Below are 14,839 nucleotides of genomic sequence, written 5' to 3'. Positions count from 1 at the left end.
TTTTTCAAAGATACACGATTTTTCGTGTTATTGAATAGTGCAAAAGTAAATGTCCAAGAAGTCTTATCCAGTATCTACAGACTACCCACTCCAACTCCCCCTTACACAGGGGGAGTTAGTGGGGGGTAGTTGTTTAAATTGGAGCTGGTGACTCTTCCCGAAGACAGGGAGTATTTCAACTCTCCCTCTGTTTATAGAGGGAGTACCCCGAAGGGGGGAGGGAGTTTGAAAATGACTTTTGACACATCCTCATTATTGAAATAAAACAGCTAGAATTTACGAGGCTTACCCTTATCGTATATAACATACAGGGTATTTCCCTGCATCAAGATTCCCCGGCCTTTACCTGCCTCCCGGTTCTTTTGATTATTCACGTTCACGGCCACGACTTTCCCGTCAAAGAAGGGAGTCACGTCATCAAATATCGTGTGTCCCACGAATATACGGTCTACACCGTATTGTTCCAAAATACGCTCCACATCCTCCGGCGTGGAAGGACGATATTTCTCCTCATCTTTCACCATCCCCCGGAACCAAAAAGGTCCCCGATCACAATAGATGGAATCAGACAAGGCAGACAACTCCTGCCGTTCTTTTTTCGGCAAGAAAATAGATCTCGCCATCTCTTCGTTTACTTCTGTCACGGCATTTCCCATTCCGGTAAACTCCTTGCTCAGTCCGGCATGGACGAACAAATTCTTTCCCACGACCTGAATCAGATTACGAGAACGCAACCAACGCCCCAACTCGCTCTTCTCATGCCACAAGTCGGCATATTCCATCCCAAGTGATGTTGCTAAATCCTTATACTTGCTCCGGGTATATTTTAAGTTACCCCGCAACACCATTTCCTCGTGATTCCCTAACATAAAAGTCATCACCCCTCCCGCATCCTTCGCCTCCTGTTCCAACTTATACATCAACCAGAAAATGGGCAACACGTCCTTTCCCCGGTCAAAGACATCACCGATAACAATCACCTGATTCTTACCGAACTTCCATTTATAATTCTTTCCGATCACGCCATTGTTGCGCAACACGGAAACGAAACTCTCCAAGTCCCCGTGAGGATCAGAAATAATCAATGTTTTCTCCCGCTGCCCGGACTTCCAAAGTGGACGCTCCACGGGATGTAGTTTCACCTGAAAACGATGGCCACCTTTCTGCGAAACCACGTTTAGTTTAAAACCTTCCGGAACCTCATCGTAAACACGATCTTGTAATACTCCGTGTTCATCAACATGAATCACCCTCATTCGTCCGGTTTCATCGTACAACACATAGGGGCCATCCACAGACGCCACTTTTGTCGTTGTATCTTTATTTTGTTTTAAATCTCGTGCCAAACACACGTCCCACACTGTACCCAACAACAGGCACAACACCCATATCTTTAATGTTTTCATCTTAATTCTTTTTATAAGCGAAATACAGCCGAGACCCACCGAAATCCCGGCTGTCAAAAAAACAACTAATCCTTCATAGGACGACACACAGCTCTATTTTAATCAGCTTCCAGTTTCATCCAAACTTCCGGATTCTGAATACTCCTAATCCAGAAGATCTCTTCCGAATCCCGAATCACCGTGAAACCTTTACTATCAAAGAAAGCATTATATATTGCTCCCACACGAGCATTCTCACCAGCATCATATAACGCTTTATCCGTGAAACCGGAAGAAGTAGAATGACTCTTCTTGCTATTATCAAACCGTACTTGATTCACCGTATTATTCAACAAGGTAAAGGCTCCAAAGTCATAATTATGGCTTTTGGATTTTCCGTCACCACTATTGATAGCCGTCACCCGGAACGACCCCTCGTAACCGTCTTTACGATCCATCTCCAACGTAAATTTCTCAAAATTCGGTAACTCAGCCTGCAAAGCTTCCCATTCAACCTTCAAGGAGGCACTCATGTCCGTAATGATATACTCGTCATGGCTTTTCAACATATCCACAGAGGCTATGTATTTGTTAGGTACAAAGGTCGGCACTTCTGCCGGAGTCAAATTCAAAGGGGAAAGATCCATAATAAAGAAACGAATTGCCTGATCCGCATCATTGGATACGAATTCCCGATTAGTCACCCCGTTACTCAGATCCACGGTCAAACCGGAAAATTTCACCCCGGCCACTTCCACTTCGTTCTCAAACAAGCATCCTTCATTCGTGATTATATACGGAGTCTCCACGGACACCGTGTTTCCCTCTTCATCTTTGTAAGCCATTGTACACAAATGGAATATATCGTTCAATTCTACACGTCCGCCAATAGCTAATTCCCCGTTCACCGTCATGCCTAACCCACTATTTCCCAACACAAAGTAGCCAGCCATCTCTGCTAATTTTTCCACGGTAGTCCAATCCGCAGCGGTAGCCTTCTCCAACTTTACCTCCACACGGGTTTTCTTACCAATTAATTCAATAACATCTTCCTTTACCTCCTTCACGATAAATTCGAAATCACCTTCCAATCCGTAACCTTTATCACCGTCGTGAGCCGGTGCCCCGTAATTGGGATTAGACAACTGGTGAATCGGACTATCAGAATCAAAAGTCAACACCAACCCCTCGGAGAGATTCAAATTATAAGAATAATCTCCTTTTATCGGTTCGAAATCACTGATCATCTCCACCCGGTTCTTCTCACTGAATCGAAACACAAAAGTAAAACCACCATACACACCCTTTTGGGGATAATAAACAAGTTTCCACCCGTCGGTCGCTCCTCGCAGAGTTGTCTGGCACTCCTTCTGGAAAGCCTCTATCCGCTCGCTCGGTAATTCCGAAAACACGTATTCGTCATCATCAGAACAAGCCGTTACCAACATCATGCTTGCAGCAATGAATAAATATATAAGATTTTTCATACTCATCAAGGATTAACAGTTACACCATTAACAACATCATACAAGGCTTGTTCACATTCAGCCTGCAATGCGTACAAATCAACATTCCAAGTGTCCCGGTAATAAATCACAACCATCTCCACCTTCTGTTTCAATTTATCTTTCGCCTCCTGCGAGGTCGGGTAATCCAACATTTTCTCCCAGTCCTCCGCACTATTAGAAAGCATGAAGCCAACAATCTCTGCAAAATCCTCACCCGGTTCACTCATCGCATAACCGGAAAGAAATCCTTGATCATAAGCATCTTGATCTTTGATCTTATCCCATCCCTCCACGTAATTCGGAGTGATATTCTCGAACTCCTTCGGATACTCTACCGTTTGTGCCGCAATATGAGCAAACTCATGGTGAATTGTCTTCATATAGCGTTTCAGGCGTGTCGCATTTGTCCTGTCATACTGGTCAACCTCGAAAATGACAATCTTACGTCCCCCCTCAGCCGTACCCTTAGTTACCGTCCCACTACTCGTGTAACGAGAAGAACCGATGAACAGCAACTGTTTAGGGGACAAACTTTTGAAGAAGGATTCCCCTCCGATTTCAACATATGGTTTACACCAAATATTCAGTAACACATCCGCCAATCCTTTCGCATTGTCTTCCTTTGGTGGAGTCAGGTTGTACTCCATACTCGTTTCAACATCACGCCACTTGTAAATCACCTCTATATTATAGGGTTCCACAAAATTTTTCTGCATCCAAAGATCCAGCTCCGTCAACTCTTCAGTAGTGGTATCAAAGATGGAAGGTCCCAGATCATCGTCCGAACATGCCGTCACGCAGAACAGCAATGCCAACAGTAATAAGTTAAATATATACTTTTTCATAATCTACTGTATTTACAATTATTATACTAACGAGGATTCGCCTCCACTCCAAAAGCCTGTGCCTCTGACGGGATCTGTACGGCACGCCGAAGATCATCTTTTGTAAGCGTAATCGACGGATCACCCGAAACGGTAAACGTATGTACAACCGGTAAATGGAAACGCTTGATGTCAAACCAACGTAATCCCTCCTGCATAAACTCTTTTCGCCGCCAATCAACCACACATTTCAACATAGACATCTGGTCCTCTGAAATCGTACTTGCATAGAACGGTTCAAAATCAGGGAATTCCTCTTTTCCATCATAAAATGCCTTTATCTTCGCCAAATTCACTTTATACGGTGTAAAATCCGCATGAGGATCATCTTTATCCACACGCACCCGTTCAGCAAGATATAAATTAATATCCTCTAAAGCCAAATCAAACTGATTCTTCATCACGTAAGCTTCTGCCCGGTTTAAGAGAGCCTCTTCACTGGACAATAGGGTTGAAACCGTATATCCCTGTCCGGAACTGGAACCAATAGAACTACGGATAAATAATTCGTCAAATTTATACATCCGCGCACAACCTGCTGAATTTGTCGAGATCACAAAGAACGTGGCATACGTCCCGGTCACCGGACTACCCGTAACGTTCTTTTCCGTGAACAAAGAAGCATGCTCATCCTTTTTCATACTATAACACAAGCTGAATGACTGCCCATCCCTTGCCCACCAACTCTTAGCCGAGATCATCAGGAAAGGAGACGGTTGAGTTACTTTAAAATATTTAGCCGCATAAGCGTCCTTATCTCCCCATTGCCCGTTAGCTTGATCCGGATTTCTCAAATCACGTAATTTACTCTTCGGATTACTTCCCAAAGCTGCCGTCGAGTGTACAATCACACTGTCCCATTCGCCCTTATACTGATAGAAACGAGCGGCAAAAGCATGAGCCGCAGCCTTTGTGAAATGATATTTTGGAACCTCGTACGTCTGATCTTGTAATAACGGTAGTCCCGTTTGCAAATCTTCTTCAATCTGGTCATATACCTGCTTCAAGTTATCACGTTTGTAATACACGATAGCTTGTGTTTCCGGTTTCACACAATAAGGAATTCCCAACATTTGCTCTGCCTTATCCGGATCATAATGTTCCGCAAAAAGATTCACCAGGATAAAGTGACAAAACGCACGACAAACCAACGCTTCCCCTTTAATTGCCGCATACTCTTTCGTATCGCCCTCTTCTTCCACGGCTTCCAATGCCAGATTGGCTGCAGCTATCGCCTCGTAATAATTTGTCCACACGTAAACCGGGTAATCCGTTCCCGTACCGGTTCCGTCCATCCACTGATACATTTGCTTGTTCAAGGTCGCCCGGCTATGCGTTCCACTGACCAAACGTTCCGCAACATTATCACTCATCACCTCACACATGTGGTAATAGTGAGCCTTCGGATAAGCCGATACCAGCAACTCCTTGATCGCTTCCGGGCTATCCAATTCGGTACGGTTATCCGGAACAACATCCAGAAACGAGTTACACGCTGTCACCAAAAGTGCAAACATCCCGACCGTTAATATTTTATATGCTTTCATTTTCTCTGTTTTAATGATTTAATATTCTTCACGTCAAAATCCTACTCTCAAAGAGAATGTCACTTGTCGCGGAACAGGCAATGCCACTCCTCCGGAACGGAAGAACTCCGGATCCTGTCCGTGTAATTTCTTATCTCTATACAATAATGCCACGTTGGACATGATGCACTTTAATGACATGGAACCAAGCCCGATGCTCTGTACCCACTTGTCATCAAATTTATAGGTCAAACTAATGTCTTTCAAGCGAATGAAAGAACCATCAGCAATTCGTTCCGTGGAATAATTATAAGCATTATAAACTTCCTTATACTCGCTCTTTGTCCGGGAATTCTGACGTGCAGAAAGGATTACAGGAACCGAAGTACGATTCTCGTCTCCGGGCATCATCCAACGATCCAAAAAATCTTTCGGCATGGCTGTCAAATCATTATACTCGTTTTTAAAATAATTATGTAGCCGAACTTTATTTCCAAATTGATAATTCAAGAATACGGCCAAAGTCAAATTCTTATATTTGAACGTGTTCTCAAATCCTCCCGTAATTCTCGGATCAACGGGGCCTTCATACTTCAGAAAGTCAAGCTTGTTCGTTTCCTGAAAATTAATATCCCCGACGCTAATATTACCATCCGGATCCATGACCGTGGGAATTCCTTCATTTGTCAATCCCATAAAAGGAACCGAAAATATAGCTCTTACCGCATATCCCTGCCTGGGCGCCCCCTCTGCTTTTACCAAATCCATCACACGAGGACGGGATTCCAAATTCGTGATTCTGTTTTTATTATAGGAAAATGTCCAATTCGTAACCCAACTAAAAGAAGAGTATACTAGATTCTTCGTGTTTAACGTGAATTCTACACCATGAGATTTCATATCGGCATAATTCGCTTTCTTGGACTGTTGTCCCCCGATACCGGAAACCCGCACACTACCAATCAGATCAAATCCTTTTCGCCAGTACACATCGGCACTCAAGCTAATTCGGTTATCGAAAATTCCCAGATCAACACCCACATTCGTTTCATATTGTTTCTCCCAAGTCAATTCACTATTTTCCAAAGCACTGATATAAATACTATTTTCCTTCTCCTGTTGCGTGGGGCGTTTCGTTACCTCATTGTACAACACGGCCCGGGAATTACTTGAAGGTCCCATACTGGCCGTCAAACCATACGTGGCACGCAAAGTCAAACGGGAAATCTTCTCCAATGATTCCATAAATGCCTCATTCGACACGTGCCAAGCCCCACTAATATTCCAAGTCGGTAACCAACGAGCGGAACGGGATTTTCCCAAACGATTGGAACCATCGTAACGCCCGGTTGCATTAAACACGTAAGTACCATTATAACTATATCCCGCCGTGGCAAAGAAAGCTACGAAACGATCAAACTCCTCTTCCATCGAGTAATAAGACAAACCTGACTCTATCTGCTGTTTCAATAAATCAGGATCTAGGAAAGCAACTCCACCGCGATCCCACTGATAACCAAATCCCTGATTACTGGCATACGTCCGGTTCGTGTAACGTAGTTCCTCTCCTCCCAACACGTTCAAAGTATGTTTTCCGCCATCAAAAGAGGCATTATAATTCACGATCATCCGTTGATAATAGTTCAACATGGAATTCTCGTTCCGATTATAAAGTCCCCCTTTCGGCATCACCACCTTGGCAGGGTAGCCTGGCATATCCGGATCCTCGTATAACAACTTGTTTCCATCCCGAATCGTGGCATCCCCGGCAGCACGATAAGCCTCCGCCGCATTGGATGTATCATAAATCCGGTGTTCCCGTGTCGTCTTCACGTAACGAACAGCCCCCAACATCTTCACGTCCAACCCGGTCAATGGACGAAACTCCAATTCCATCTGGAACTTCGTATCCAACATATCAATTTTCAACTTATTATTCTCCAACTCGTGTAATATACTGAATGGAGCGTAATTCATCGTGTAGAACTCGTAATTACCATCATCATCATAAGCACGTAACGCCCTACTCGTGTTCAGAGCATAACTAAACGGGTTAATGTCAAAAGAACGCTCCACTTCACCACTCACGGCATTCGTGTTCCGGCTATTGGTTCCCGGAGCATCCTGCATACGTAACGAACCATTGGTCAATAAATTCACGGTCAACCATTTCTTTATATCAAAAGAAGCATTCATGTTCGCCGTGTAGCGTTCCACCTTGTCGGCAATTGACCATCCCCCGTCATTAAAATAACTCAAGGAGGCATAGAAACGAGATTTATCTGTTCCTGATGACAAACTCAAAGAATGTACTTGCTGTAAAGAATTACGGAAAAGAATGTCAAACCAATCCGTATTTGCCATCTCGTACTTCTGCAAGAAAGCATTCTTGGCCTGTTGGGTATTCTCCAAACCAAATTTCCCGGTAGTCTCATCATACGTGGAAATCAAATCAGCCATTTTCTTGTAAACACCACCGTTTTTCTTACGAGAAACATCCGCATAATTCAGCCACCCTTTCGCCTCCATCTCTTTATACACCATCATCTGTTCCTGTGAATTCATCAGGTTATATTGATCATAACTCGGTTTCATGCGCACCGTAAACTCTCCACTGTAATTTACCTTCATCGTCCCCTTCTTCCCCTTTTTCGTGGTAATCACTACCACTCCGTTCATTGCTCGTGCCCCGTACAATGCTGTTGCGGAAGCATCTTTTAGAATCTGGAAACTCTCGATGTCATCGGCATTCAGGCCGGCAATTGCAGAACTGATTAAAGTTTCCGAATCTCCCGATGATAAATCATCGGCAGAAACCTCTACCACGTCTTCCAGTACCAACCCATCAACAACCCACAACGGTTTCTGGTTCCCGTTAATGGAAGAAGCTCCCCGCACTCTCATCTTAGGAGAAGCTCCGAAAGTTCCGGATACATTTTGTATCTGTACCCCGGCCGCTTTTCCCTGCAACATACGACTTACATCTATTGCTCCCTCAACCATCGCATCTTCCGCTTTAATTACTGCTGCGGCACCGGTAAATAACTTCCGGTCAATTCGCTGGTATCCGGTCACCACAACTTCTTCTATATTCTTCAACTCTTCTTTCAAAACGACCTTTTTCAAGGATACCGTGTCGGATGCTGCAATCAAACGAGACACATAACCGACAAATGACACCTCCAACATCACTTTCCTATCCGGTACATTTAACGAGAATTTCCCGTCCGGCCCTGTTACCGTACCTATCAACACGCCGTTCCCCTCGTTTCCTTTCACCTTGACCGTAGCCCCAGGCATCGGATCTCCCTGTTCATCCACCACCAAACCTTTCACGTCTATCCCCTTCTTCGATTGATCGTTTAATCCATAGAGAATGATCGTACGATCTTTAATCCGGTAAGCAACATTCGAGCCTTTCAGACAAGCCTTTAAAACAGCCTCAATATCAGCCTGCCGCATGTGTAAAGTAATATCTTTCAAACTCATCACCATTGCATCGTGAAAGAAGAAAGTGAATTCTGTCTGTTTTTTCACTTGTTCCATGAATTCGGCGAAATTGGCTTTCTCCAAATCAATATCCAAACGCACCTCTTGAGCGTGGACCATCCCAAATGAATGGCAAACCGTCAGCATGAGAAAAAGCATCGTAGCTTTCATAATCCTACAAATTTTTTTTAATGACCCCAACCTAGGAGGGTCATATTCTCCATTTTTTTTCATACATTTGTGTCGTTTAAGTTATTATTGCTGATAAACTTACTCTTAGAGCGACCCGTGTTCCAGCACGAGTAGCTCTTTTTATTATTAATATACTACTATTGTCTTACCTTTCACTTGAAAGCGCGCAATCTGCGTCATCTCGATAACTTCCAATATTTCGGAAAAATCCTCATACTTCTGCACCTCTCCGGTAAACGTGAAATCCTTCAATTCCGATCGGGAAAAAACAATATCCACATCATACCACCGGGCTAAACGTCGTAACATATCTTCCAAACGCACTTTACTGAACACCAAACGCCCTTCTCTCCAAGCCGAGTACATCTCCGTGTCCACCTCCCACTTTGTCAACTCTTTGCCCACCAAGCAAGCTTGTTCACCCGGTTTTAAACGTATTTCAGAACCTGTTTCACGAACTTCCATGCCGATCGAACCCCGTACCAGAGTGGCCGTCGTTTTCTCTTCGTCCTCATAGGCAGAAACATCAAAAGATGTTCCAAACACCTTGACATCAGCGTGTTTCGTTTCTACAACAAACTCAGACTCTTTATCCTTAGCCACGTCAAAAAACGCTTCCCCTTCCAAATATACCCTTCTTTCCTTACCGACAAACGTCACCGGGTAACGTAAACGACTCGCTGCATCCAGCCAAACACGAGTCCCATCACTCAACACTAGCGAAAACTCACCACCCCGCGGAACCGAAATGATGTTAAACTGCGGAATTTCTTTATCTTTTGCTTTATCAACCCGGTATTCGATTACCCCGGAATCCTGTTTAATCTCGATTCCATTTTCTTGCTTTATACGTTGTGTCGTTCCCGCAGTCAGCATAATCTCCTCTCCCGATGCAAGCTGGAGCATAGCCCGTGGTTTGCCGGCAGGTAAAACAACAACCTCTTTCACGTCTTCCATACTTTCACCGGAATCTCCCCTATGAATATGTAGCATGAAAGCAATAGCCAAAGGTAGAATAACGGCCGCCACTCCTGTCGCCCATGTTATAAAGCGACGCTTTTTCCTCATCTGCTCCATTTTCCTCTTCTTCCTCAACAGGTCTTCCAATGCCTCATATAAATCAATCCGTCCATAAGCCTTTATTTTTTCCGATTTTTTAGCCTCTTTCACTAAATCCTCAAACAAATACTTATGATCCGGTTTCTCATCCAGCCATCGTTCCAATTGCTCTTTTTCCTCATCCGCCAATTCTCCCAGAATATACCGGAAAATAATTTCTGACACTCGAAAAGTTTCATTTGCTCTATTCATAAACATTTTTATTCATGTTTCTATAAATAAAACACCCTTTGAAATAAAACGGGGGGGATGAAAAAGAGAAAAAATAAATAAAATTTTCTCTTTTTATTTTTTATAACTTATGATTCAATGAAATTGTATCTAGAAAAATAATTGCACGAACATACTTAATCCTAATGTCTGCAAACGAGTTGTCAATCGTTTTTTACTCTCTTTTTTATATTCTTTCGCCGTTTCAAGAGAAATTCCCATTTTCTCCGCAACTTCAGAAATTTTGTATCCTTCCAACGAAAGTGTCATCACACTCCGGCATTGCTTGGGGAGTTCCTCGACCATCTCCATCACACGGGAATAAACATCTTCTTCCAACACTCGGTCCCAAAACAAATCCACATCATCGAACTCCTGCATCACGAAAGCCTCGTAACGCCCTTTTACCCGCTCATGCCGTAAATAGTTCGTACACCTATTCTTAACCGAACTATAAAGATAAACTTTTAATGCTGTAACATTCTCGAATTCTTTTTTTAGTCCCAACATGGAAATAAAGAACTCTTGTACTACATCCTTCGCCTCCTCCTCATTATTAATATATTTACTAGCAAAAAGCACCATCGGAACGTAGAATTGCTTGTACAATAGAGTATAAGCCAAATCACTATCTTTGGCTAAATGTTCCAATAATATTTGTTGCTCATTCTGCATGAAACTTCCCCCCATAATTGTGTTACTCCTTAAAATACACCACTACCAAGCACTCAAGTAACGCAACCAAATTTAAGGAAAATAACCCATTCCTACCAAGAAATAAACATTCTTTTTATTCCCTCACACTTTTTTTCTCTCCTCTAAAGGTTTCATATACCAACAAACAATTAATAAACAAGCAAATAGACGGTATAAGCGATATAAATAACGAACAGCACGACACCTTCCCCCCGCCCGATCTTGAATCCCGTTCGCATGAAAGGCAACAGAAGTAAAGAAGTTCCGAGCATCACCAGCATATCCGTCCAGTTAATCTGGTTGGTCTCCACGGGTGCAATCGTCGCCGTTAATCCTAAAACAGCCAAAAGATTGAATATATTCGAACCGATCACGTTACCGATGGCAATATCCGTACGTTTTTTCAAGGCAGCCACCACGGAAGTTGCCAGTTCCGGCATACTTGTCCCTGCTGCCACGATCGTCAAACCGATCACCGCCTCGCTCCATCCCAAGGCTTTCGCGATAATCACGGCATTATCGACGAGCAAGCCCGATCCCCATACCAACAAAGCAAGTCCCGCGATCACCAACACGACATCCAGCATCCAGCTCTTCGTGGGTTTGATTTCCTCGTCCCCTTCAACCACCTCTCCCCGCTTGGCCTTGTACACGCAGTAAATCATATAGGCACATATCCCGGCAAAAAACAATATCCCGGCCCATCTTCCGAAACTCCCGTTATGAAATATCCCCACGAACAATAACGTGGCCACCAGCATCACGGGTGCATCCAGCCGAATCAACCGGGGATTCACCCTCAACGGGTAAATCATCGCTGAAATTCCAAGAATAGCACAAACATTGAATATATTAGATCCCATCACGTTTCCCACGGCAATTCCCGGATTACCTTCCAATGCCGACTGCACGCTAACCAGTAACTCCGGTGCGCTTGTCCCGAATGCCACCACGGTCAAACCGACAACTAAAGGAGATATTCCAAAACGCACGGCCAGCGATGAACTACCTTTCACCAGAAAATCTGCCCCGAAATAAAGTACCACCAAAGAGGCCACGACAAGAAGTACAGGAATCAACATGAAAATCAAAAGTTAAAAGTTAATACTAAAAGTTCACGGTCACGAGAACAAATATTCATCGTTATTCGTACTTTTGAAGTTTCAAAAATAATAATAAAATTACACGATCGGCTTTTAACCTTTAGCTTTTAACTCGAACAACATGTTAAAACAATTCAAAGAACTACTGAACACGGCAAAACATAACCCGAAACTCGGGGGACTGGAAATATTTAAATATATAGGTCCCGGCCTACTTGTCACCGTGGGCTTTATCGATCCGGGAAACTGGGCCTCCAACCTGGCCGCCGGTGCCGAATTCGGTTATTCTCTATTATGGATGGTCACCCTGTCCACGATCATGCTGATCGTGTTGCAACACAACGTGGCCCACTTGGGAATTGCCTCCGGCTTATGCCTTTCGGAAGCCGCCAGCGAATACTTGAAACCCCGTTATGCCAAAGGTATTCTTTACTCTGCCATGCTCGCCTCCATCTCCACCTCTCTAGCCGAAATACTAGGTGGGGCCATTGCCTTGCAAATGTTATTCAACATCCCGATCCGGGCAGGATCAATACTCGTATTGATTTTCGTGGTTATCATGTTGTTCACGAATACCTACCGGGTGATCGAGAAATGGATCATTGCTTTTGTTTCCATCATCGGCTTATCGTTCATCTACGAACTCTCCCTCGTGGAGATCGACTGGAATACAGCCTTGCCCGTATGGGTTACCCCCGCTTTTCCCGAAGGCTCCATGGTCGTTATCATGAGCGTACTCGGGGCCGTGGTCATGCCCCACAATCTATTCCTTCACTCGGAAGTCATCCAAAGCCGTCAATGGAATATACAAGACGATAAAATCATCAAAAAACAATTACGCTACGAATATGCCGACACGATCCTCTCCATGGTGATCGGTTGGGCCATCAACAGCGCCATGATCCTACTGGCTGCTGCCGCATTTTTCGGAACCGGAACTCCCGTCACGGAACTGGAACAAGCCAATTCCCTGCTGGCACCATTGCTTGGGAATAATGCCTCCGTGATCTTTGCCGTGGCTCTCCTGTTTGCCGGAATTTCTTCTACTATTACCTCAGGTATGGCTGCCGGCTCCATTTTCGCTGGAATATACAAGGAGCCTTACGACATCAAGGACAGTCATTCCCGCATCGGTGTGCTAACTTCCCTCATCCTCGCTTTTGCCCTGATCATGGTAGTATCGAATCCTTTCCAAGGGTTGATTTACTCGCAAATGGCTCTAAGCGTACAGTTACCGATCACCATTTTCACGCAAGTTTACCTCACTTCCTCGTCCAAGGTCATGGGAAAATACAAAAATTCTACCTACACGAAATGGCTCCTGTACGTGATCGGGGGAATTGTCACCTTACTGAACGTCATGCTACTTATCAGTTTTTTATAGCCCAAATAAAGTAGAAATCAAACCCAGCTAAAGACTTATCCGACACGTACAAGTGTTAAAAAAAAGAGATAAAGACGACTCCACTTGGCTTTAAGTCGTCTTTATCTCGGCTATATCTCGTCTGTATCGTCCTTTTACGGGACTTTCACGAGATATTCACGATTGAATTCGGGTTAATTCGTTTACTTCACAAATTGATCCGGCACGTCTATCAAATCCTGCCCCCTCAACTCCTTGGCCAGAATCTTCCCGTCCGGTCCGACCAGTATGATATGGGGAATTCCCTTGATGCAATAGCGATCCATCACGTCATCCCCTTTCTCCAACATCAGATGATCCCAATAACTGCCATCCTCGTGAATCGCATCCATCCAAAGTTTCTTCACCCGATCAGAAGACACTCCTAGTATTTTGAAATTCTTCCTGGCAAAATGCTCCAGGGCCCGTTTCAATGCCGGTGTTTCCTCCCGACACCAGTGACAATACGAGTTCCAAAAATCAACCAGCACGTAATTTCCACGCAGATCACTTAACTTCAATTCATTTCCTAACGTGTCCTTCCCTACAATTTTGGGAGCCTCGTGACCTATCGCACATCCTTCATATTTACCTAATTTTTCCATTACCCAAGGAAGATAACGGGTATTCTTCGCGGCTGCCCCGAAACTCTCGATATAAGCCTTTTCCGCTATAATCTCTTCCAGCATTGGAAAATCTTTATGCTGAAATTGCTTGTAATAATACAAATACATTCCAAAAGAATTCTCTTTATTCTTTTCCAAAACCTCTTTCACTAAAGCAGCACTTCTTGCTCTTCCTTCGTCGTAATAATATATGGATTCCTCCTTTATCCTAGCCATTTCTTCCCGGTTCCCCGCATCACGAGCCTGAAAAAAGAGCGTATCCAAAGAATCGGTTATCTGCTTAAAAGTCGCCTCATCCCATTGCTCCATAAAAGCTCGATATTTTTGATCCAAAGAAGAACCCTCGACTTTCCAAAGAATTTCTTCTTCTGTCACTTTTTCCGGTTGCACCTTTATTCTCTTCCCATCCAGAAAAAAATACCCTCCATGATTCGGAGAATCCCCCAAAAAATAAAGTTCCGGCTGCACATTCTCCAATTCAAACATGAATTTTCCGTCTATCACATCTACCGAGTCCACGGCTCTATGAGATTTCCAATAATCACTCACGACCTCGCATAAATACATTTTATTTGTATTCAAATTACCCGTTTCCCCTTGGATTATTTGCTTGCCCGGTTGACAAGCAAATAACCCACAAGATATTAAAACGACAAAACTTTTTATACTTGTCTTCATAAATCAAATTATTAATCCTTT

Annotated in this window: 10 protein-coding genes; 1 reads left to right on the top strand and 9 read right to left on the bottom strand. The window is 43.8% G+C overall.

The genetic code is table 11. From position 1 onward, the window contains the following. Nucleotides 1-269: 269 nt before the first annotated feature. From F1644_RS19635 to F1644_RS19600, 8 genes are all read right to left on the bottom strand, one after another. A complete protein-coding gene (locus F1644_RS19635) occupies nt 270-1,406 on the bottom strand; it encodes a metallophosphoesterase (protein ID WP_118304281.1) in 1,137 nt (378 codons plus the stop codon). Between the two features lie 98 nt (nt 1,407-1,504). Beyond that, the gene (locus F1644_RS19630; protein WP_158572090.1) at nt 1,505-2,872 is read right to left on the bottom strand and encodes a DUF4302 domain-containing protein; all 1,368 of its coding nucleotides are present in this window, start codon (nt 2,870-2,872) and stop codon (nt 1,505-1,507) included. A gap of 5 nt (nt 2,873-2,877) precedes the next feature. Then, nucleotides 2,878-3,738, bottom strand: a complete 861-nt coding sequence (locus tag F1644_RS19625) for a zinc-binding metallopeptidase (RefSeq protein WP_087422476.1) — start codon at nt 3,736-3,738, stop codon at nt 2,878-2,880. Nucleotides 3,739-3,764: 26 nt separating this feature from the next. After that, nucleotides 3,765-5,324, bottom strand: coding sequence for a RagB/SusD family nutrient uptake outer membrane protein (locus F1644_RS19620; RefSeq protein WP_118304283.1), 1,560 nt, complete (start codon nt 5,322-5,324; stop codon nt 3,765-3,767). A 33-nt stretch (nt 5,325-5,357) separates the two neighbouring features. Continuing rightward, nucleotides 5,358-8,963 (bottom strand): SusC/RagA family TonB-linked outer membrane protein, encoded by a 3,606-nt coding sequence (locus F1644_RS19615; protein ID WP_087422478.1) that lies wholly within the window; start codon nt 8,961-8,963, stop codon nt 5,358-5,360. 147 nt (nt 8,964-9,110) lie between these two features. Continuing rightward, the gene (locus F1644_RS19610; protein WP_158572089.1) at nt 9,111-10,295 is read right to left on the bottom strand and encodes a FecR family protein; all 1,185 of its coding nucleotides are present in this window, start codon (nt 10,293-10,295) and stop codon (nt 9,111-9,113) included. 129 nt (nt 10,296-10,424) lie between these two features. After that, nucleotides 10,425-11,003 (bottom strand): RNA polymerase sigma factor, encoded by a 579-nt coding sequence (locus tag F1644_RS19605; protein WP_087422480.1) that lies wholly within the window; start codon nt 11,001-11,003, stop codon nt 10,425-10,427. Nucleotides 11,004-11,158: 155 nt separating this feature from the next. Continuing rightward, a complete protein-coding gene (locus F1644_RS19600) occupies nt 11,159-12,091 on the bottom strand; it encodes a calcium/sodium antiporter (RefSeq protein WP_118304284.1) in 933 nt (310 codons plus the stop codon). Between the two features lie 142 nt (nt 12,092-12,233). Here F1644_RS19600 and F1644_RS19595 point away from each other — a divergent pair, with 142 nt between their 5' ends. Further along, the gene (locus tag F1644_RS19595; RefSeq protein WP_118304285.1) at nt 12,234-13,496 is read left to right on the top strand and encodes an Nramp family divalent metal transporter; all 1,263 of its coding nucleotides are present in this window, start codon (nt 12,234-12,236) and stop codon (nt 13,494-13,496) included. Between the two features lie 182 nt (nt 13,497-13,678). On the opposite strand, the gene F1644_RS19590 is transcribed toward F1644_RS19595, so the two are convergent. Continuing rightward, nucleotides 13,679-14,818, bottom strand: a complete 1,140-nt coding sequence (locus F1644_RS19590; RefSeq protein ID WP_118304286.1) for a TlpA disulfide reductase family protein — start codon at nt 14,816-14,818, stop codon at nt 13,679-13,681. Nucleotides 14,819-14,839 lie beyond the last annotated feature (21 nt).

Source organism: Butyricimonas paravirosa (assembly GCF_032878955.1).
GTDB lineage: Bacteria > Bacteroidota > Bacteroidia > Bacteroidales > Marinifilaceae > Butyricimonas > Butyricimonas paravirosa.
This window is presented reverse-complemented; position numbering and strand designations above follow the sequence as displayed.